Here is a 23,492-nt window from a genome sequence, read left to right as displayed (position 1 = left end):
ATTAAATATCTTTGAACAAACCTTTTTCATTCATGTTTCGTAATTTTTTTAAAACCCTGGTTCTTATTTTAGGACTCTCGGCATCCGGTTATAGTCAAGATTTTTCTGCGCTGTGGCAAGGGCATTACTCTTACAACGCTATTGTAGATGTTGTAACAGGAGACCAAAAAATCTATGCAGCGGCTCAAAATGCGGTTTTTAAATATGACACACAGACCAATGCTTTGACCACTATTTCTTCGGTAGAAGGTTTATCTGGAGAGCACATTTCAACCCTTTATTACAGTGAAAGCTATCAGTATCTTTTAATCGGTTATGAATCGGGTTTAATTGAAGTGTATTCTGAAACGGACCAATCTGTACTGTCTGTTGTTGATATTTTGGAAAAGCAAAACATCACTCCCGTAAATAAAGCTATCAATGATTTTTATGAAAAAGAGGGTTTGGTTTATATATCTACAGATTATGGGATTTCGGTTTATGATTTACAAGGTTTAGAGTTTGGCGACACCTATTTTATTGGTAATGGCGGTGCCCAAATCACCGTAAATCAGGTGACCATTTATAATGAAGAAATTTATGCCGCTTGTGGAAGTGGGAATGGGTTAAAAAAAGCTGCTTTAAGCAATCCTAACCTTATTGATTACCAACAATGGCAAACGGTTTTGTTTGGAGAGTACGTTGCAGTAAATTCATTGATTGATAAATTATATGCGGTTCAAAGTACAAGAACAGTTTATGAGATTGATGGCACTTCGAGCACAGCTATTTTCACCTTACCAGGAACCCCTTTAGATGCCACGGTGTCTAGTTCGCAATTGGTGTATGCCATGACGGGCTTGGTTTATGTGTACAATGAAGAGATGCAATTGCTGCAAAGTTATGGGCCTACAGAAGATTTTGATACCAATTTTACTACAGCGGTTACCTTAAATGAGGAGGTGTATATTGGTACTGAAGACTTTGGGGTGCTAAATAATTTAATTTCTACGGTTGCCGACTATATTGAAATTAAACCTAATGGCCCTCTAGAAAACAGCATCTATAAATTAAATGCCACCACCCAAACGGTATGGGCTACATACGGGGAGTATACAAGTGCTTTAAACCCTTATCCTTTAACTTCTAAAGGGATTAATTATTATGCGAATGAGGAATGGCATGATATTCCGGTAGACAGTCTATTTGGTGCTGTGGAGTTAAATGAAATTACACCGAATATATTTAATCCGAATCAGGTTTTTATCAGTTCCTTTTTTGATGGACTCCTTGAAATCAACAATTTTGAAGCGACAACGCTTTATGATAATACCAATAGTGGATTAGAATCCTTAGTAACGGGTGATCCTAATTATGTAGATATTAGGGTCTCTGCAACGGACTTTGACAGCTCTGGTTTATTATGGAGTATTACCAGTAGAATTGATGCACCACTAAAATCTTATGATCCTAATTCTGGCCTTTGGCGTTCGTATAGTTTTTCAGATTTAATAGATCCGCCGAATTCTGAAGATGGGTTTTTCGATCTTGAAATTGATAGCAATGGCACCAAATGGATTGGGTCTTACGCCAACGGCTTGCTTGCGTATAATGAAAATATTTCCAATGCGCCTCTAAGAAATATGAATAGTACGGCTGAAAATGTAGACCCTTACATGAGGTTTATTAGTTTGGCTCTTGATAATAATAATCAATTATGGATCGGGACAACCTTAGGTTTAAGAGTGCTTTATAATACTTCTGGGTTTTACGAAAACTCTAACCCAAGCTTAAGTTCGGTCATTATTTTAGAAGAAGGTATTGCTAAAGAATTACTAGAAGGCGAGGTTATTACCGATATAAAAGTTGATGGCTCTAATAATAAATGGGTAGGAACTTTAGATTCTGGGGTCTTTTACTTTTCACCAGATGGGCAAACAACCATTTATCATTTTACAACAGATAATTCTCCGTTACCTTCTAATCAAATTAATGATATCTCTATAGACGCCGATAATGGCATTGTTTATATGGCTACCGCAGACGGTTTGTTATCTTTTAAAGCTGGAGGCTCTGCCGTTGATGAAAATTTAGAAGATGCTTATGTTTATCCTAATCCGGTACGTCCAGAATATAATATCTTAGGCTTTAATGATCTCAATGATATTAATAAAGGTATTAAGATTAGTGGGCTTACAGAACGTGTTAATATTAAAATTACGGATATTGAAGGTAATCTTGTTGCCGAAGCACAAACCAATGTGAATTTAAGATCGTCAGGCGCGAATTATAATTTTGCTATTGATGGCGGTACGGCGATTTGGAATGGAAAAAACTTAGGTAATAATGTGGTGAGAACGGGAGTGTATGTCATTCTTATTTCCGATTTAGATACCTTTGAAACCAAAGTGTTAAAAGTCCTTGTAGTACGTTAAGTCTATGCTTTCTAAAAATAACAGTATTGTCTTATCTAAATTAAAATTTAGAGATCACGACCTCATTGTAAAATGTTACACAGAGCATAGAGGGGTGGTGAGTTATTTATTGCGTGGGGTTTTGAAATCTAAAAAAGGCCGGTCTAAAATGGTCTACTATCAGGAGCTGTCTCAGTTAGAAATTGAAGAAAGTTATAAGCCCAACCAATCATTACAGTATATAAAAGAAGTAAAGTTTAATTACATCTATAAATCTCTTCATACGAATATTTATAAGAGTTCTATCGTTATGTTTTTAGCTGAAATTCTCGGTCATGTGTTAAAGGAAGAAGAAAAGAATGAAGACCTCTACCATTTTATTTCGGCGGCTCTTCAGTATTTAGATAACGAAGATACTTATGCTAACTTTCATCTTTTATTCCTCCTAAAACTGACGCGTTACTTAGGGTTTCAGCCCGAAAATTTAGAGACGCATTACCCTTTCTTTAACTTAGAAACCGGAATTTTTGAAACCTATAATCATGGGGTTTACTCTGTTTCTGGTGAAAATTTAATAGTGCTTAAGCAGCTCTTGGGCACAAATTTTGATACGCTTAATACCATAAAACTATCGGCAGTAAGACGACAAGAGTTTTTAAGTATGTTGTTGCATTATTTTGAATTGCATCTCGATAGTTTTAAAACACCAAAATCACTTCAGATTCTTAATGATGTTTTTCATTAGGGTTGACCTTAAGTGAAATTAACAGCACTATGGCACTAAAGGGAAGACAACTTATAATTTTTAGTATTCTAATATGTTTTGTGTTGTCGTCTGCTGAAGCACAAATTGTAAAGGTTCTAGAGGCTGAAAGTAAAACGCCTGTTGCTGGCCTAGCCCTATACAATACCGATAAAACCAGAAGTGTATTTACCGATGCTAAGGGTAAGGCCTCTTTAGCTTTATTTAAGCCGAATGAGCTTATTTTTATAGACAGTTTTTTATACCAACCCATTCAATTTTCAAAAGCTTCGATCTCTAAGAGTGAAGCTCATACCGTAATATACCTACAGCTTAAAGTAGCAAGCTTGGATAAAATTGTGGTTTCCGCTTCAAAATTCAAACAAAATGAGCGTGATATTCCTCAAACGATTGTGAGTACAAATGCTAAAGCTATTGCTTTGGCGCATCCGCAGACCAGTGCTGAAGCCTTAGAACAGACCGGGCATGTTTATGTTCAGAAGAGTCAGATGGGCGGGGGTAGCCCAATGATTAGAGGGTTTTCTACAAATCGGCTTTTAATAACCGTGGATGGTGTACGGATGAACAATGCGACCTTTAGAGGTGGGAATTTGCACAACGTCATCGCTATAGATCCCCTTGCTGTACAACGCACAGAAGTAACCTTAGGAGCGGGAGCCGTGGTGTATGGAAGTGATGCTATAGGCGGTGTAATGAGTTTTTATACCAAAAAACCAGAGTTGTCGGTTTCAGATTCATTACAGTTTCGGGGTCAGGTGTTAACGCGCTATGCTTCTGCAAATAATGAAAATACAGGACATTTCGATGTTAATTTAGGATTTAAGAATTGGGCATTTTTAAGTAGTGTAAGTTATACGGATTTTGACGATTTACGTATGGGGTCTCATGGTCCTGAAGCGTACCTAAGACCTCATAGGGTAATACAGGAGAACGGTACAGATGTTATGGTAGAAAACCCGAATCCTCAGGTGCAAAGCCCAACGGCTTATAACCAACTTAATGTGATGCAGAAGGTAAGGTATCAACCCCATACAAAATGGGCTATAGATTTAGGACTTCATTATTCTACCACCTCCGATTTTTCGCGCTACGATAGATTGTTACGGTACCGTGAAGACCAGTTGCGTTCTGCCGAATGGAATTATGGACCACAGCAATGGTTTATGGGAAATTTACAGTGGTCTCAATCGCTGAGTGACTCCAACTGGTACGACAAATTTAAAGCCACTTTGGCTTATCAAAATTTTAAAGAAAGCCGAAGTGATCGCGATTTTGGTTCGTCCTTACGGTATGTGAGTGAAGACCAGGTTAACGTCGGATCTTTTAATTTCGATTTAGAAAAACGATTGGGAACTGAGGCTTCTCTTTTTTACGGTTTAGCGTATGTTTATAATAGCATAGGCTCGTATGCCGGAACACAAAATACAACCGATATTTCAAGTTTAAGGGCGGTAACCCGCTATCCTAATGGCGCTCTTTGGCAATCTGTTGCGGCGTATACCAGTTTGAAGTATAAGGCTAGTCCTAAGGTGGTGTTTCAAACCGGATTGCGCTATAATCGGGTTTGGTCTAGGGCTAATTTTGCCGCCAATAATGAGTTTTTAAACCTTCCTTTTGAAGGGGCTACATTACATACAGGAGCTTTTACAGGGACGGCCGGATTAGCCTGGTCGCCAAGTGCTATGCTGCAATGGAAACTTAACTTTTCTACCGCATTTAGAGCGCCTAATATTGATGATATCGGGAAAGTTTTTGATTCCGAGCCCGGCGCTGTTGTGGTGCCTAATCCAAACTTAAAACCCGAATATGCTTATAGCGGGGAATTGGGTTTAAAGCTCGATTTTAATTCCCGTGTAATTTTAGATCTCACGACGTATTACACCTTTTTAGATCAGGCTTTAATTCGAAGAGATTATGAGCTCAATGGGGCATCTGAAATTATATATAATGGCAGTTTAAGTCGGGTGCAAGCCATGCAAAACGCTTCAAAAGCTTGGATTTATGGTTTTGAAGCCGGTTTAGAGGTTAATTTTACCGAGCAGCTTAAACTGCGTTCGCAATATAATGTGGTTGGTGGAACTGAAAATCAGAATGGGGTTGAGGTACCGGTACGGCATGTGGCGCCAAATTTTGGTCGTACGCATTTAACATGGACCTCAGATAACTGGCTTTTAGAGACATTTTTAGTATACAATGAGACCTTAAGATTTGAACAATTAGCGCCTTCTGAAATTGAAAAAAGCTATATGTATGCTTTAGATGCTGACGGTAACCCTTATGCACCTTCTTGGAGTACCCTCAATTTGAGAACCCAATACCAGTATGATAAACAACTGAGTTTTACTGTAGCTTTAGAAAATATAACCGACCAGCGCTACCGGCCTTATTCTTCCGGGATCACAGCAGCAGGCCGAAACCTTATTTTGGCCTTAAACTATGGTTTTTAAGCAGTAGTATTTCCCTAAAGGCTATTTCTTATTTCTAAGTAGAGTATAGCATAAGTGCATTTAATAGCATCTCATAAAAAAAAGCCTCATATAAAAATGAGGCTTTCGCATTAAACAAGTTAAGGTTGGTTAGTATTGTTTAAGCGCTTTTTTACTTAACACTTGTCCGTTAGAGAGTGTGATTTTAGCCATATAAGCGGCTTGACTCAGTCTAGATAAGTTGTACACTTCCGTACTATTATGGCCTTCCAAGCTGTACACTAAACGTCCGTTAATATCAATAATATCGATATGTTTTATGCTGTGTGGGCCATCAACGTTAAATTGTACCAAGTCCTCTGTTAATTCGGTAATGGTAATTGTGTTAGAAAGGCTTTGATGGTCATCTATAGAAAGCGTTGAAGGTATAAATACAATTTCGAAACGGTCGTTATAGGTTCCAGGCTCTAAGGTAAATGTATAAGGTTGTGCCGTTAAATCATGGGTAAAACCTAAGACGTTATCTTTAAGGTAAATGGTTTGGTTATCAGTTTCAAAAATCCCATCTACAGCATGTAGGGCTAGGGTATGACTGCCAGATTCAATCGTTTTTACACTTAAAGGGATAATATCTGTAACGGCAAACGGTAAGGCTCTTCCTTGGATTAAAAAATAATCATCGTCAATCATAGAATAAACCCCTGCGCTGGTTTCACCTAAGACGGTTTCCGCATCAAACAAAAGATCTTCACCCATAGTTGCGGCTTCCGTATAACCAACTAGAATTCTATTTGTTGGGGTGGTTGGTGTCAATAAATTCAACCAAAATCTATGCTTTTCGTTACTGCTGTTTGGCGAAGCTCTAAAGAAATCACTATTAGAATAGCCTTTGTCTCTCATGCTATTGTTAAAAGTTACCGTGGTCGTTGCGGCCTCTGAACCATCGACCATATTAACCATAAAGCTTTGTCCGGCGGCAATATAGCCTGAAAACCCATCGCCGTTAGAGTCGCCAAGCGCATTATAATAGAAGTAGTCTGCGCTGTTATAGTTGTTGGCAAAATTTTGATAAAAAGGTGAAGGTTCTGCTGTGCTTGGTGGTGTACCGTGGGTCCATATATTAATATACCCATCGATGTTCTGCAGCTGTGCAGCGTTCTCAATTATAAAATCGCTTGCCGAAATCGCAGACGGGTAAGGATTTCCTATAAGGTTCCAATTGTCGTTTTTATCCTCATCGCTATTGGCATTGATTCCTCTTTCTATGGTCACCGCAATTTCACCGTTATTGGGCACACCTTCACCAGGCGTACTACTAGAAAAGGTGGTTGTAAAGTTGAGTTCTCCAGGAGTTGCGGGAGCGGTTTGTCCGTTAGGGGCGCGAATAATATACCCTTTTCCGAGGTCCATAGTTGTATTATTGGCGGCAATCCAATTGCCTTGAGTACCATTACTATTTATTGTTGTTGGATGCCAATAAAAATAATACGATCCGGCAATATCACTAATGTTAAAGCCAGAAATTGGAGAAGACCAATACACATAGTCATAATTTTTAATGGAGGCTTTACGCTCCATACTCATGCTTCCGGTGTTTACACTGGTATCATCAATTTGAATTAAAGCGCCATTGTTTTCAATATGGAAGGTTCCGTTATTATTGACGTCGTAATAAACTTCAGCATAGGCGCCATCGGTAATCGTTAGTGTTTTTCCGCTATTAATAACTAGGCTACAGGCGCTAAAATTTCCATGTGTAGAAGTGTTGTAATTTGCATCTAGTATGACTGCATGGTGAATCGTGGGTGCAATAGACCAGCTACTACCATTCCATTCTGAGATTAACACTTCTAAGTTTGCCGCATGGGATGCTTGGAAACAACTTTCGTTATTTTCCCTAAGTTGGCAGTAATATTGATATCCGTTAAAGTTAACGGTGTCGATTACGTTCAGTGTTGCTGATTGTTGTCCTGTGTAATTAGAGTTACTTGGTAGTATTTCTGTCCAACCGGAATCACCTGGAGCGGTGTAATACCATTGATATGCTAAATCTTGAGTGTCATCACTTTCGTTATAACTTTCTGTTCCGGTTATGGTAAAACTTGCAGAGAATTCACATGCAAAATTGGAATCTGTTGGTTCAACAGAAATAATTGGTGGGTCTCCAATGGAGAAGTTGTAGTTACCTATATCTGAATAATTAAGTGGTGTAATTAAGGTCCAATCTGCAGGATCCCATGTCATACTTGGTAAAGAGGTATCTCTGTAGTTTCTTCTATAGGTATAATCGCTCCCATTAGGTGTGTCATCACTATAATCTGTACCTACCCCTCCAGTAAAAGGTGTTCCAGAAGTGTCTCCCCATAAATCAATATTTATAGTGCCGTTATTTAATATTAAATGATCACTATCATTAAGGCCTATTGTATTAGAACTAAAATAATCATGCTGGGATACGGGGTCTATTTCTGTTGATCCTGTACCAAATGAAATTACGTAGGTGTCACCATCTGCAAGTGTAGTTCCATTAGGGATGTTAATGATTCCGTTTGCAGAAGAACTACCGTTACTATGTATTTCAATATTATAATTTGAGATGTTCACTGCATTTCCTGTCGCATTATGGAGTTCTACATAAGAATGTCCATCAACTGAAGAGTCTCTATCGGTGACTTCACTAATAAAAATATCTGTAGGTAAACTTCCTAAGCCATCACAACTCGTAATATCTGAAGTGATAACGGTAAAAGGTAAATACCTAGTACAACCTGTAATATCATCAAAGGAAATATTTCCGCTTATGGCATTATTGGGAATTGTAATTTCAAATACAGAGGGCGATATATAGTTTACAGTTGTGGCGACACCGTCATATAATGCCGTTGCGTAATCTGCGTTAGAGCCACTGGTTGTTGTAATAGTCACAACAGTGCCTGCAGGACCTGTGCTTGGAGACATATCGTAAGTTGCGGGATTACACTCGCCAGTACCTTGGATAGCAAATGTAAATGGATTTTCGTCACTGTCATTAGTTGCTATTTCAACGGTTGCAGTTCTAATTCCTGAACCTGAAGGGGTGAACGTTATTACAAAATCGGTGTGTTCTCCTGAGCTCAAATTAGAGTCTGTAGGTTGACTCGTTACTACAAAGTCCGTAGCATTGGTGCCTGTTATTTGCACATCTGGACTTCCTGTTAAATTTAGGGTAGCCGCTCCAAGACTTTCAATAGTAAATGTTTTTACTATGGTATTACCTATGTTAGTAGTGCCAAAAGACGTGTTGTTAAGACCACTCGTTGTAATGTCTCCGTTAAGAATAGTGTTGTTATTCCCTTCTACATGTATTTCTGCACCTGCAGGACGTATAATGTTTATAATATAATCTTCTACTTCGCCATAACCAAAATCTTCACATGAGGTAGCATAACGTTCAGGCCACGAATCTGACCTAGAACTTACACGCATTCTTACATTTCCGATATAAGCGTCAGATGGTACGGTAATGTTAACTGGAGATAATGAAGGTTGTCCATTATTGTCATCGTCTAAAATTCCTAATTCTATAGCTTCGTTGGAAGAACTATTAAAAGAGCCATCTCGATCCCAATCTATCCAAACTTTTACATAAGACGTGTAGTTTCCTCCTGTATTTACATTGACACTTAAGGGGTAGGTTTCTCCTATGGTAAGGTCGGTAGTTACAGTGGTAAAATCAGTATACGCATCTTCCGAGTCTGAATCTTCATCTATGGTATTTAAGCTTACGTTTAAAATTCCAGAGTCTGTTGAGTCTCCTCCAGAAGATTCACAATACGAAAGCCCAGTGGTTTGGCAAATAGACGTTCCTGAACTCCATTCGCCAGTTGCTACATTTCTTACAAAAATAGTATAGCAATATTCCAAACCATCGGTTAATCCGCTGACCGTTGTTGTAATGCCATTACCTGCAAAAACAATAGAATTTGCGCCGCTATAGGTTGCGTTAGCGGCATACGTATTGCCATTAGTTGGTGTAAAACTGGTGATACCGCCTTGGTTGGCTACAATTAATAATTCGTAACATGAGGTAGGTAACGGGTTAGTCCATGATAATACGGAAGATGTAGGTGCAATAGACGCACTTGTAAATGTGGCCTCTGGCATACCAATGGTAAAGGTATCGTTCCAAGACCCGGTGTTGTTGATGCCAGTTGCCCAACCGGTTAGGTCTTCGCTGTAGTACGCCACAACTTTAAAGGTGTAATCGTTACCACTGGTTAAACCTGTTATGGTGGCGTTGGTGCTGTTGCCTTTAAACACTGCTTTACCTAAAGTGCCATACGTGGTTGCTAAGGTATAATTGGTATTGGCTGTATATGCGGACGCATCACCTGCAGCAGCAGCTGTACTTGTAGGTACAGTACTTCCAGGTTGTGCAAATACGATGTAGCCTGTTGGTGTTAAGGTGCCAGAGGATGCATTCCAGCTTAAATCAATACTTGTTTCTCCTAAACACCCCTCTAAACCTGTAGCATTATTAGGACTATCATTACTTAAATTTAATGTTACGGCATTAGATGTTGTAGTACCACAAATATTAGTTAAGATACAACGGTATTGGTTGCCATTCATGGGTGTTGACGTTGCTATTGTGGTGTAGGTGTCTGTCGTGGTCCCAGAACCGTCAGTAACATTATTCCAACCCGAGCCTGTATTGACTTGCCATTGGTAGCTGTCTGTGTTTGAAGAGCTCACCGAGAATGTTGCGGTATCTGGTATCACTTCGGTTTGGTCGGTAGGTTGCGTTAAGGTTGGTACACCCTCTTCTATGACTACAGTGTAGCTTAAATTACCATCTGACCAACAGGTACCAGCAGTATCATAAGCTCTAACGTAGTAAGTGCCAGAGGTCGTTGCGGTATATGTAGAACTAGCATTATAAGTTTCATCCGTTCCAGTGGCCGTAGTTTGCCAGTAATTTGTAATTCCTGCAGGTGCTGTGCCAGAAAATGTTAAGTCTGTTGAAGTACATACAGGTGTGGTTCCTGTGATGCTTCCTACTGGGTCTGCTGGTGCTGAACAGGCGGTGTAGCATGTCCAAGATAAATCATCTATAGAAACTCTATCACCAGTGTTTAAATCTAATTCTATAATTACATTGCCTCCAACGTTAATGTTATTTATAGTAGTAGTTTGGATAGTATCATCATACGGAATCGTTGCAATAAAAGTTCCATTTACATTTAAATCAAAGGTGCCTGAGCTTCCACCAAATTCTCTTTGAGTTGACACGGTTAAACTACCGATACCTCCTGTAAAAGTATCAGATGTTAATTTACCACCATCTGTTGTAATTGCTCTTCCGTTTAATGTCTGATCGGTTCTAGAAATTGTAGCCGTCCAGTTTACTCCATCGTCTCCGGTCCAATTTTGTGTAGTATAGCTCCCTGTGCTTGCTGGTATATTATTGAAACTCTCCTCAGCACAAGGTCCAACGAAAACATCCCATTGCGCATACAAAGTAATATCCGAAGCAAAACTATAAGATGCTTCATCTGCATAAGATGCACCACTACCATCTGCGGCTGTATTCCAGCTATTAAAGGTAAAGCCAGAATTGGTAAATGCGTTTGCTGTTAAATTGGTTGCGCTACAATTTGTTTGAGGAGACATTGTACCTGTACCTCCATTAGCATTATATGTTACTGTATTTCCTGTAGGAGTCCATTGTGCGTATAAGGTGGTGTTATCTGAAATGGTAAACGTGTCACTAGCCACATACGATGTGCCGGAACCATCAGCTTTTGTGTTCCATCCATTAAAAGAATTACACGTATTTACTAAAGCCCCTGTATTGCCTAAAACGGTTACTGTATCTCCAGGATCATAGGCATTACTATCAGTTGGGGTTGCTCCTCCAGTGTTGCTATTACCGTTATATGTAACAGAATAGGTTGGTGGACCTGCTGAAACTCCCCAAATTTCAATATTATCTATTGCTATATCTTCATCACCAGAATCTAAATTAAAAATTAATTCGAGGTCTAGGTTGGTACCTGTGCCTGCTATGCTTTTTGTAAATTGTGCAAATGCATCTGTTATATGGGTACCGTCACCTGACCCATTGTAATCCGTGTCAATAGCAGGTGTTGTATTTGTGCCGCCAGAGCTTTCTACCCAAATTAAGTTTTGATCAGTACCAGTATCAATGTTTCCGTTTAAATGAAAATAATCAGCAGCATCCCAATCTTGACTACTTCCGTCATCATCTTCTGCAATATGAATTCTAACTTCTAAAGTGGTGTACCCAGAAATGTTAATTCCTGTAAAGTATAATCTTTGATTAGCACTACTAACTTCACCATCAATATCATGAGCCGCAAAATAATAACTTCCTTGGATATTTGTAAAATTAATTGTGTTACCAATATCAGTTCCGTCGGTTCGAGTAAAGTAATCTAATGATCCATCTGAAAATTCAGTTACACTTGTAGTGTAACCACCAGGAGTTTCAAAAGTTAATTCTGCTATTTTAGTCTGTCCATAACCAGACCAAATCATGCAAAAAAATGAGAAAAGTAGTAGGGGGTAATTTTGTTTCATAAGTAGAGGGATTAAAATTCTTACAAAAATAGATGAACGGCTAGTTTTATAGACAGCGTGTAAGATATGTTTTTATTAAGAAAACATTAATAAATAATTAACGATACCTTTTAAAATGCAAAAATTAACGATAAAATGCACAAATTAAAAGGCTATTCTGCATATTTGATACGATTCTTCTATTGTTTTAACAGCTTGAGACTAAGGTCTCTTTTTCTTTTTATAATGGCGGTTTGGCGTTTTAATAGTTTAGTTCTACGTCTAAAAAAAAGGGGCTGAAGTACTACTTTTAGTTGTTGCATTGCGATCTTTATTTGGGGGCAATGTTTGATGTCTATTTTGGCTACTTTTACTTATTTAAAGTGGGAATCCCTTGAGATTTTACACCTTTGGTCTATTAAAAAATTGAGATCTGTTGCAAGCCTATGTAATTTCAAAACTGTACTTTTGAGGCTTATGGAGGCAAGGAAAACCTATACTGTAGACGAAGCAAAGCGTAAATTAGAGCATTATTGTGCTTACCAAGAGCGTTGCCATAAAGAGGTGCGCGCTAAACTTTACGAGATGCATATGATTCCAGAAGCCATAGATCTTATTATGGTGCACCTTATTCAGCATAATTTTCTTAATGAAGAACGTTTTGCTAAAGCCTTTGTCCGGGGGAAATTTAGAATGAAACAATGGGGTAAAAATAGGTTGCTCCGCGAGCTTAAATTTAGAGATATTTCTAAATTTAGTATTGATGCCGGCCTCAAAGAGATTGATGAAGACGATTATGAGAAGACCTTAGAGACTTTAATTGAAAAACGGATGGCCTTAGTGAAAGAGCCTAATGGGTATAAAAAAAAGAAAAAAATAGCCGATTATCTGTTGTATCGAGGCTGGGAGTCCTACTTGGTTTTTGAAAAACTTAATACGTATTTAAAATAAAAGGGTGGCGCAAAATGTTTGTCCACCCTTTTGAGGTTTTTAAGTCAGGCTTCCTTTATTTTTTAATGGCTTTTTTTGTTAAAACTTGTCCGTTAGAAAGTTCTAATTTCGCAATGTATGGCGCTTTGCTTAACTGTGCTAAATTGTAAACGGCGAGGCTGGTATTGTTTTCAAAATAATACACACGACGTCCGTTGAGGTCTATAATTTCTATAGATTTTAAGGTTGCAGTCCCTTCAACTTTAAACTGTACGTTATTGTGTTCAAGTTCTCTTATAGAAACAGTGTTAGTTGTCGTTTCGAGATCATTGATAGAGAGGGTAATTTCATCTTCATATACAAGTTCAAAACGCGAATTAAAAGTTCCAGAATCTGAAGTAAAACTGTAAGGTTGCGTTAATAGATTGTGTGTAATATTTAAAAGCTGGTCTTTTAGATAGACGGCTTGGTTTCCAGTTTCAAACAAACCATCTAAGGCGTGTATGGCAATAGTATGGCTACCAGAGGTTTCTGCAGTAAAACCCAAGGGAACAACATCGCTAGTGGTAAAATCTACTGCTCTTCCTTGAATGTTAAAGGCTTCATCATTAATAAGACTATAGAAATTTTGCTGATTAGTTCCACTATTTGTGGCATCATAAATACGGTCTTTTCCTTGAGTTGCTCCAGAAATATATCCCACAAGTATACGGTTGGTTGTGGAGTTTGGCCCTTCTAAATCTAACCAAATACGATGTTTCTCTGTGCTGCTTGCGTTTCTGTAAAACTGTGTGTTGTTATAGGTTGTTGAACGCATGCTATTGTTAAATTCTATAGTGGTTTCTAAGGCATTTCCATCTTCTAAATTAACCATAAAACCTTGACCAGCGGCAATAGAACCTTTAAAGGTATCAGGGCCAGAAACCGCTCCTGAAGCGTTATAGGTAATATAATCATCGGTAGAGTAATTGCTGACGAAATTAGCATAAAACGGATTGCTTACATTAGCGCTAGGTAAAGAACCGTGTGTCCATAAGTTAATATAACCTTGAAGATGAGTATTGGTTTGTAAAAATGTTGTAGCATCAATAGCAGAGGGATAGGGGTTTCCGACTAAATTCCAGTTATCATCATATTTGGTGACTGTATTTCCGTTAGAGGTGGTGTAATTTGAGCCGCTAAAATCCCCTCTTGCCACACTAACGCTAATATTACCATTGTTAGGTCTAGAGCCACTAAATAGAGCTGTAAATTCTTGAGCTGTAGTATGCGTATTAGGGCCTCTTAAAATATAGCCTTTACCCGGTGTCATAATACTGTTACCTGCAGATACCCAATTGCCTTGTGTACCATTAGAATTTGAATAAGTAGGATTCCATGCAAAAATTAGAGCGCTTGAAATTGCGGTTGAAATAGCATTAGTATTAAAATTTTCCACGGGAGACGACCAATAGACATAATCTAAACGGTGCACATCATATGCGGTTCTCTCCATAAAAAGGTTTCCGCTGTTTAGATTTGTACCATTGCCATCTTGAATTAAGGAGCCGTTATTTTCAATATAAAAGGTGCCCTGATTTATAAGGGCATCATTAACAAAAATGTAATCATCATTAGAGATCGTTAGGGTATATCCTTGGTTTATGGTAAGGTTACCTTTGGCATATAGCTTGTTTGAGGTGGCGGTGGTAAAATTGTTAGACAATTCTACGTGGTAAAAATGCTCAGTTTCTGTTGAGGTAAGTCCGCTAGAATCACTGTAATTGATAATTTGTGGTGAATCACCATTAAATATCACGGTGCTATTTCCTTCTTCAAACCCTGTAGTTCCAATGGCGTTATTCCAATTCCCGTATAGAATAATGGTTCCGTCTTCAGAATCAGGATTGGCATCATCCATCTTTAAGGTTCCATCAGAAATGATATTTAAATCTCCATGGACTTCTAAGGTATTATTACTGTTACCTTGCATTGTTAAACTCAGACCAGACAGGGTTAGGTTTTTAGAGTAAGCGGTGGCGTGATGTTCTTCTGCATGCAATGCCGTATAGTCTATAATTGGGGTGTTAAAGGCACTAGCATCTAAACGGACGTTAGTGCTGGCTTTAGGCACGGAAAGCCCTTCCCAATTTAAGCAGTTAAACCAGTTAGAGTCAGCATCGCCCACCCATTGTCCTGCGGGTTGGCTTGGTGTAATGGTAAATGTTTTTCCGGCATGCGTTGCAGCATTGCTTGTAGGGTTAAAACTATTATAGGTTTGAAAGGTCCAATGAAGTGCTGTTTCTGAAATATTATATATAAGATTTCTTAGAGTTGCAGCTCCATGTTCTTGGCTATTTTGGTAGTAACCGCTAGGAGAGTTGGTACTTTCAATATGAAAACAATACAATTCTGGTGGTATCCTTGATTCTACGGCGGTGCTGCTACAAGCTTGTTGTAACGAAACCCAAGGAGTATACGTTGTTAGTCCATGAAGTACGGTTCCGTTAAAGTAATAATTGGCTTCGTTAGGTGTTGTATTCCCTTCGTAAACAAAATTACCTTGCATAAGGAATATTTGGTCTGACGTATTTGTCGCTAAATTAGGATAGTGTCCAGGGGTAGTAATTGAGGCCTCAAAGTCATCAGTTCTTGTAGTGGTTGTATTTCCTTCAGTAACGCTTACGGAAGAAATAAACGTTTCCGATTCTGTAACTTCAATACGTAATACGGACCCTGCAGGAATCGTTGTGGTTCCGGTATAGGTTATTTTAGCTTCATAAGGTGCCTCACTAGCATCTGTGCTTGCTCCTCCCCATTTTAAGGTACGCTGTTGTGCTGGTGCTCCTGCTTCAAAACGCGAGTTAACTATTGAAAATTCTGTTCCTGGTGTGAGGTCCGCAAAATTGGCAATAAGATACTCGTCATTAGTATTATTGTTATTAATTTTTCCATTGAATCCAACAAAAATTAATTCTCCAGGATTTAGCAGTGTCGTTTCTCTAATGGTTAATGTTGCAGTATCCGATGTGCTACTTCCACAGGAATTACTGATCTCCACACGATAAAGGTTATTGTGATCAGCATGTGTAACTGAAGCTATTGAAAGACTATAGGTGTTATTTCCAATAGTAGTCCAAGTATTTCCATTATCTGTAGAGACTTCCCATTGGTATGATTCAGCATTGTTGCTTGCCACAACAAAATTTGCTGTACCTCCAATAGGCACAGTGATGTCGCTAGGATGTGTGTTGATTACAGGAGCTGTAGCATTAATGTCTACATGATAAGGACCAACTGCTTCTAAAGACCAACAACCTTCAGTTGTATTATAGGCTCTTACATAATAATCGCCAGCGGTAGTAACGTTTAAGTTGCTCGTTGTATTGTATGATTGTGATTCTCCTGTAGCACTTGTTTGCCAATAGTAGGCCACTGCATTAGGGGCGGTTTCAGAAAAGCTTAACGTTGTATTAGACGGGCAGCCCTGTGTTTGACCGTCAATTACGCCTTGAGGAGTGTTAGGGGGTGTGCAAACATCATAACAGGTCCATTCTATATTGTCAATAACTACAGATTTATTTTTCTGATTCTTTATTTCTAAACTAATGGAACCATTAATGTTAATATTAGAAATATTGAATGTTTGGGTATTAGAATTATTTTCAAGAGCATAGCTGCCCTTAGAGTTACCATTAACAAAAACCTCTATTTTACGTTCTGCACTATCTGAACCTACTTTTTTTAACTGTATGGAGAAGTCTCCTATACCACCAGGAACGTTTGCAATGGTTAGTTTACTATTGGTTTTATTAAATATTATTCCCGATCCATCAATCTCATCACCGCTCGCGGTTTTAGAGTCTTCATAGATCCATTCAATCCCTTGGTCTCCTGTAAAATTCCCATCGCTGTAATTATTAGGAAGGTTGGCGTTGGAAAACGTTTCGTAGCCACAGGGCCCTTCATAAACGGCGAAGTTTACACTTAAATTATGAGAGGATGCAATATTTGTAAAGGTGTAGCTCTCTAAAGGGCCATAAGACGTATTGTCAATAATTACATCGCTTACCATATAACCGTCGTCCGGGGTGAAATTATAAGTTAGGGTGTCACCACAAAAAACAGTTGTACTGCCATTTGGATTTATGGAACCGTTAGCTCCAGCAGTAGCTGAGATTGTATAAGAGCTTTGGTTGTACACGGCTTCAAGTGAATGATGGTCTGTAACAGAGGTGAAGGTGTATGGGTTATTATTTCCGGCTTGTATACCATCAACTAACCAATAATTAAAGGTATAGCAACTGCTTGCTGTCGCTGTAAAAGATTGACTGTCATTATAACTGACTTGTGTTGTGCCAGGAGAAATAGTACCACCGGAAGCAGGAATAACAGTAATGGTTTTTGTTGCTACCCCCGTAGCTTGTAAAATTAATTTTTGTAATTGGATATCTGCACCATTGGTGGCGTTGACTTTTAGCCTAATTACCGTTTGTGCAGATACCTCGGAGATATTTACTGTTTGTGTTTTGTAATTTCCTGTGGTGCTCGGGGTTGTAGAACTTTGCGTAAAACTCGTGCCGCCATCTGTAGAGACTTCTACAAGTAATTTGTTTTGACCACCACCAGAAAATTTCTTCATATCAACAGTAAAAGTAGCCGAGTCATAAGCTTCTAAATTGTATATGGTAGTTTCAATTTGGTCACTAGGATTCCCCTTTTCTAAAATGAAACCTGAGCTGTTTTCAATGTTGTTTGATGTAATGTTATTTTGCCTAGACCAATTTGCTGGAAGGTTTGAATAACTCGTAATATTGAAAATTTCTGTTTGTCCGTAACCGAGTGTTAAGACACTGAAATAAACGGAAAGAATTAGTATAAGTTTTTTAATCATCTAACGGTGCAACTAGGGTAAAAAAGATGGCAAAGTTAGAGGTATTCTTAAGGATGTGAGAGAGTTTAAAACTAAAAACTTTAAAATGCAATTAATTTCGATTAACGATAAAAATTAGGGAAAAATGAAGAGTGTACGCAATATTTTGTAGGATTTTGGTGTCAAAAAAAGGTTTTATTTTTGATGCCCTAAAAAAAAACGCCTATTCTAAATTTAGAATAGGCGTTTTTTTATACGTGAAGGTAAGAGTTTAGATATTAAAACTCATCCCTATGTTTACAGCAAATTGATTATGGATATCAATTGAATTTTCTTCATATTTCGCTAAAGGAAAAGAAGCTTCAGTATAAACCCCAAAACCTTCTGTAAAGAAATAACGTGCTCCAACGTGGCCTCCAAAGTTTTTTAAACTAAGGTTTAAACCTGGGTAAAAGTCAAAATTTTCATCAATATTAATGACATTTCCTAAATTGGCATTGAAGCGTGCTTTAAGATCAAAACGATCTTCGAAGTCTAAATTTTCAATCCCACTAGAACCTCCTAAAGCATAAGACGAAGAAACCCCTACAGAGATATTTTGGCCTAAACCATGGTCGAAGCTTACATTAATACCGGTAGCATACTCTTGAAGGTTTGCACCCACTTGAAATTTTTGGTCGCCTTTACCTTCAAAGGCTTGCGCGTTAGCAAAACTAAAGGCTAATAGTGCCACTGCAAGTAAAATATTTTTCATGTTTTTCATTTTAAATATAAGGGCCAAATATACAAATAGTATTTAAGTAATGTCAGAAAATTAGCTGAATCGCTGTGTGTTGTGTATAGCTTTTTTGTTTTTCCAGTCTATCCACTTCTGGCCTTTTAAGCGTCGCATAAGGTTGTCAATGTTACGCATGGCAAAAACGTTATAAATGGCTTTTCCTAAATTCTTTGGGTTACGCGCTATAGCCCGTAGGCTCATAGAAAACCCTGGCGTGAGGTAACGCATATAGTGCCAATAGCCTTCTGGCATGTATAAAACCTCGCCGTGGTTGAGATTACAAACCCAACCCTTTGCATTTTTTAAGGCTGGCCACTGGTCTAAATCAGGATTAGAAAAATCAATATCTTCTCGTGTAATTAAGGCAAAAGGCACTTTGTAGAGGTAAGGATTTTGTTTCTGATCAAATAAAATACATTGCTTTTTGCCTTCAAAGTGAAAATGGAAAATATTGGCTAAGTCAATATCGTAATGCATAAAGGTGTAAGAATCTGTACCACCAAAAAATAACATTGGGAGTTTTTTCATAAGACGCAGTCCAAAATCTGGAAATTTAAAATCCTTTTGAAGTTGTGGTACTTCCTTTAGGATATTCCAAAGAAAAATACGGTATCTCGTTGGTTCGCGTTTTAGTAAGTCAACGTAATCGCTCATTTTCATGGTGGCGTGCGCTTGGTTAAAACCATCTTTAAAATGTACAGGTCGGTCATCATAAAGCGGAACGGTTTTATCCCCGGCCACGGTCTTAATGTAGTCTAAATTCCATTTTTTGTAGGCAGGCCAATCTTCGATAAACTTTTCAATGACCACAGGTTTCTGTGGTTTAAAATACTGTTTTATAAAGTCGTCCTTCGTGATGGTTTTTACACGTGGAATGTCTTGAAGGTTGAGTTTCAAATGCGTTTATATTTAAGCTACAAAGTTAATAAAAGCTAAGGACATGTTGAAGGCTGTGTTCTCGATACGATTTTTCGTGCCTCGAAATCACTCGAACTGACGGGTGGGGTTTGGGTTGCGTTGGTTTTTATGAGGGTTATGGGGTTTGGGTTGTGTTGGTTGTTATGAGGGTTGTGGGGTTTGGGTTTAGGTTGAAGGCTGGGTTCTCGATACGATTTCTCGTGCCTTGAAATCACTCGAACTGACGGATGGGGTTTGGGTTGTGTTGGTTGTTATGAGGGTTGTGGGTTTGGGTTTAGGTTGAAAGGAGAGTTCTCGATACGATTTCTCGTACCTTGAAATCACTCGAACTGACGGATGGGGTTTGGGTTGTGTTGGTTGTTATGAGGGTTGTGGGTTTGGGTTTAGGTTGAAGGGAGAGTTCTCGATACGATTTCTCGTGCCTCGAAATCACTCGAACTGACGGATGGGATTTGGGTTGCGTTGGTTGTTATGAGGGTTGTGGGGTTGGGTTTAGGTTGAAAGGAGAGTTCTCGATACGATTTCTCGTACCTTGAAATCACTCGAACTGACGGATGGGGTTTGGGTTGTGTTGGTTGTTATGAGGGTTGTGGGTTTGGGTTTAGGTTGAAGGCTGGGTTCTCGATACGATTTTTCGTACCTTGAAATCACTCGAACTGACGGATGGGGTTTGGGTTGTGTTGGTTTTTATGAGGGTTGTGGGTTTGGGTTTAGGTTGAAAGGAGAGTGCTCGATACGATTTCTCGTACCTTGAAATCACTCGAACTGACGGATGGGGTTTGGGTTGTGTTGGTTTTTATGAGGGTTGTGGGTTTGGGTTTAGGTTGAAGGCTGGGTTCTCGATACGATTTTTCGTACCTTGAAATCACTCGAACTGACGGATGGGGTTTAGAGTGGGAGGGAGCGTGATAATTGGTGAATTTTATGGCTTTTAGTTTAGAGCCAATTCGGATCTTTGGAGGTAGCGTCTAAAATTTTTAGATGTAAAGCGCTAGCAATTTGTGTTGCTATCGCAAAGGCCTGGTCTGTATTATCCGTTTCGTAGGCTTCAATTTTTCTATTGGTGTTGTAGAATAAATTAACTTTTACACACGATATCGTAACTTGGGTGCTAGCTGTAGAAACCCAAACTCTTGAGGTTTGTGTGGTTTTAAAAACCGAAACATATTCAATTTCCGGGAGTGGATTCCAAGTTCCGAAGGTGAGATTAAACAAGCTTGTGGTGGTTCTGTATTGGGAATTTTCAAGGTTCATTTCCAAACCTTCATTTCGAAAAAAATAAAAGCCTGCGACCCCAAATAATATGCCTAAAAAATGTCCTGATATTAAGGCAAAACTGCTCAATACTAAAAGACCAACACCATAAATAAGTTGTAGTGTTGGTCTTGGTCTGTTGTAACTAATGGTTTTCAAAATAGATCTGAATGCTTAGTTTTCTGTAGTTTCAATTTTAGCGTCTTCCGCTTCAATTTCTTTTTTGTCTTTACCTTTTAAATACTCAGGTAAATCCATACCGGCCATATTAAACATTTCTTGTAAAGGTGGTACTGATTTGTACATTCCTGATAAGAAATTCGCAGTAGACGATTTCCCGTCTTCACCGTTACTTCCGTTATCCCATACCGTAACTTTATCAATTTTAATATTCTTAATAGCGTCGGCTTGTGCTTGTACTAATTCTGGTAATTTATCAGCAATTAATAATAAGACAGCATCTCTACTATTATTACCAGCGGCTTTTACAATTTGCTCCATACCTGCCGCTTGCTTGGTTAAGATCTCATACTGACCTTGTGCTTCGGCTTGTGCTTTAAATAATATCGCATCTGCTTCACCTTTTGCTTTACGTCTAATACGTTCCGCTTCTGCTTCAGCATCAATTTCTGCTTTTTGCTTATCAATTTCTGCTGGGACAATAATATCGGCCATTTGAGATGAACGCTCACGTTCTGCTCTCGCGGTTTCTGCTTCTTGCTCAGCAGCATAAGACTCTTCTAAGGCTTTTGCGGCCTGTACTTTCTCTGAAGCGATTGCTACGCGTTCTGCCTCGGCTTCACGCTGACGACGTAAAGAATCTGAATTCGCTACCGAAATTTTAGCGGCGTTTTCACCTTCTACCGCTTGTGCATTGGCGGCAGCAACTTGTGTTCTTTCATCTTGTACGGCGTTAGCTTCACCAATAGAACCATCTCTAGTTTTCTCTGCAACCGATTTACGGGCGGCGTTAATAGCATGGGCTGCGGCTTCTTTACCAAGGGCTTCAATATAACCCGACTCGTCAACGATATCGGTAATGTTTACGTTGATTAATTTTAAACCAACTTTCTTTAATTCGGTTTCAACAGATTGCGAAATGTTCGTTAAAAATTTATCACGATCATTGTTAATTTCTTCAATATCCATAGAAGCAACAACCAAACGTAACTGACCGAAAATAATTTCTTTAGCCAATTCCTGTACATCTTGAGCGCCTAAACCTAATAAACGTTCTGCCGCATTTTGCATTACCCCAGGCTCTGTAGATACCCCAATAGTAAAACGAGAAGGCACGTTAACACGAATATTTTGTTTAGATAAGGCATTGACCAGGTTAACCTCAATTGAAATTGGTGTTAAATCTAAAAATTCATAATCCTGAATTACAGGAATAATAAACGCGGCGCCACCATGAATACATTTTGCCGATTGGCCTCCGCCAACTTTACCATAAACCACTAAAATACGGTCAGAAGGACAACGTTTGTAGCGTTTTATTAAGATTAATAAGGTCACCACAATAAAAAGGGCAACAAAAATAAGTAGCATGGGCCCTCCGAGACCTTCTACATTAATAGTTTCTTGAATGGTTAATAAGTTCATTTGCATACGGGTTAAGTGTTATTTATAAAAGTTTCTTTTGTGATTGGCCAGGTAAAGCGTCTTGACTGCTTTGTATTTGAGACGGTTCTATAGGTTTTCGGGTTCTATCGACTATCAGAATTCCATTAGAGGTGACCTCTACGACTTTAATAATGGTGCCCGATTTTAGCGCGGTTAAAGAATCCGTTAAGGCGTCTAACTCGCGCATAGACCCTTGAACATTTACGGTGACCTTTCCCATTGAAGAACGGTCTGCACCAATGGTTAAATAGACTTCTCCAACGGCATCTAAGGCGTTTTTATATTTTAAAGTACCACTATCTGAAAGTTTACTGATAAAATAAAATAAGGAGGCCATAATTACCATCATCAATAAACCAGAAATAATAGAAATAATGATGGTTGAGGGTTTTGAAAGTCCGGCATCAATACAAGCAATACCACTCCATCCAAAAATGGTAAAAAAGGCAACAAGATTTTTAAAGGATATAAATTGAAATCCTGCATCACCATCGATTTCCGTATCTATATCACCAAAATCTTCTCCATCACCACCCACAAAAGTTAAAATCATCACTACGATAAAAATCAGTGATCCTACTACGGCCACTAGCCAATAGATTTGCGAAATAAATTCTAAACTTAAGTACCATTGTGTCATGAGATTTTCTTTAAATTCTGAGTTAATAAATATACGACCATTGTAAGAGATTACAATTTTTTTTCTGAAAGTAAATTCAAGCTTATGGGCCTGATTTTTTCAACTTAAAGAGTTTTCTTTCTGTGTTTAAAAACCAAGTTTGTTAACCAAATGTTTTTAATATTTTAAAGTTGAATACCTAACTATAAAAGAAAGGTTTGCTCTATATCAGTAGCAAACTTTAAGGTTTTGTTACAGTTGAAGCTAAAAATAATTCACTTATACGTTGGTTCTACTGCCATTGAAGGTGTATAAAACAAAAACATCTGCAAGGTTACTATTAACTCTGCAGATGTTTTAAGAAGATTGTTT

General features: G+C 38.4%; 11 protein-coding genes. 4 read left to right on the top strand and 7 right to left on the bottom strand.

Annotated features, from left to right (window positions below):
- Positions 1–32: 32 nt before the first annotated feature.
- From porZ to DFQ08_RS00990, 3 genes are read left to right on the top strand one after another with little or no spacing between them, the layout of a single operon-like run.
- Positions 33–2,414: a type IX secretion system anionic LPS delivery protein PorZ gene (gene porZ / locus DFQ08_RS01000; RefSeq protein ID WP_114307936.1), complete on the top strand. Its 2,382-nt coding sequence runs from the start codon at positions 33–35 to the stop codon at positions 2,412–2,414.
- Positions 2,415–2,418: 4 nt separating this feature from the next.
- Positions 2,419–3,138: a DNA repair protein RecO gene (gene recO / locus DFQ08_RS00995; RefSeq protein ID WP_114307935.1), complete on the top strand. Its 720-nt coding sequence runs from the start codon at positions 2,419–2,421 to the stop codon at positions 3,136–3,138.
- A gap of 29 nt (positions 3,139–3,167) precedes the next feature.
- A complete protein-coding gene (locus DFQ08_RS00990) occupies positions 3,168–5,603 on the top strand; it encodes a TonB-dependent receptor (RefSeq protein WP_114308638.1) in 2,436 nt (811 codons plus the stop codon).
- A 129-nt stretch (positions 5,604–5,732) separates the two neighbouring features.
- On the opposite strand, the gene DFQ08_RS00985 is transcribed toward DFQ08_RS00990, so the two are convergent.
- Positions 5,733–12,164, bottom strand: a complete 6,432-nt coding sequence (locus tag DFQ08_RS00985) for a GEVED domain-containing protein (protein WP_114307934.1) — start codon at positions 12,162–12,164, stop codon at positions 5,733–5,735.
- A gap of 456 nt (positions 12,165–12,620) precedes the next feature.
- Between DFQ08_RS00985 and DFQ08_RS00980 the strand changes: the two genes are divergently transcribed.
- The gene (locus tag DFQ08_RS00980; protein WP_114307933.1) at positions 12,621–13,094 is read left to right on the top strand and encodes a regulatory protein RecX; all 474 of its coding nucleotides are present in this window, start codon (positions 12,621–12,623) and stop codon (positions 13,092–13,094) included.
- A gap of 55 nt (positions 13,095–13,149) precedes the next feature.
- On the opposite strand, the gene DFQ08_RS00975 is transcribed toward DFQ08_RS00980, so the two are convergent.
- The 6 genes from DFQ08_RS00975 to DFQ08_RS00950 form a co-directional block, all read right to left on the bottom strand.
- On the bottom strand, positions 13,150–17,946 hold the full coding sequence (locus DFQ08_RS00975) for an immunoglobulin domain-containing protein (RefSeq protein ID WP_114307932.1): 4,797 nt from the start codon (positions 17,944–17,946) through the stop codon (positions 13,150–13,152).
- A gap of 250 nt (positions 17,947–18,196) precedes the next feature.
- The gene (locus tag DFQ08_RS00970; RefSeq protein WP_114308637.1) at positions 18,197–18,679 is read right to left on the bottom strand and encodes a DUF6646 family protein; all 483 of its coding nucleotides are present in this window, start codon (positions 18,677–18,679) and stop codon (positions 18,197–18,199) included.
- Positions 18,680–18,739: 60 nt separating this feature from the next.
- The gene (locus tag DFQ08_RS00965) at positions 18,740–19,600 is read right to left on the bottom strand and encodes a cupin-like domain-containing protein (protein WP_114307931.1); all 861 of its coding nucleotides are present in this window, start codon (positions 19,598–19,600) and stop codon (positions 18,740–18,742) included.
- Positions 19,601–20,557: 957 nt separating this feature from the next.
- Complete coding sequence (locus tag DFQ08_RS00960) at positions 20,558–21,034, bottom strand: hypothetical protein (RefSeq protein ID WP_147269424.1); 477 nt, start codon at positions 21,032–21,034, stop codon at positions 20,558–20,560.
- 15 nt (positions 21,035–21,049) lie between these two features.
- Complete coding sequence (locus DFQ08_RS00955; protein ID WP_114307929.1) at positions 21,050–22,480, bottom strand: flotillin family protein; 1,431 nt, start codon at positions 22,478–22,480, stop codon at positions 21,050–21,052.
- 22 nt (positions 22,481–22,502) lie between these two features.
- Positions 22,503–23,141 (bottom strand): hypothetical protein, encoded by a 639-nt coding sequence (locus tag DFQ08_RS00950; protein WP_114307928.1) that lies wholly within the window; start codon positions 23,139–23,141, stop codon positions 22,503–22,505.
- Positions 23,142–23,492: the final 351 nt, after the last annotated feature.

Origin of the sequence: Winogradskyella arenosi (assembly GCF_003337305.1) — a bacterium.
GTDB classification, from domain to species: Bacteria; Bacteroidota; Bacteroidia; order Flavobacteriales; family Flavobacteriaceae; genus Winogradskyella; species Winogradskyella arenosi.
Note: the sequence above shows the minus strand (reverse complement) of the source record. Positions and strands in the feature narration are given on the sequence as shown.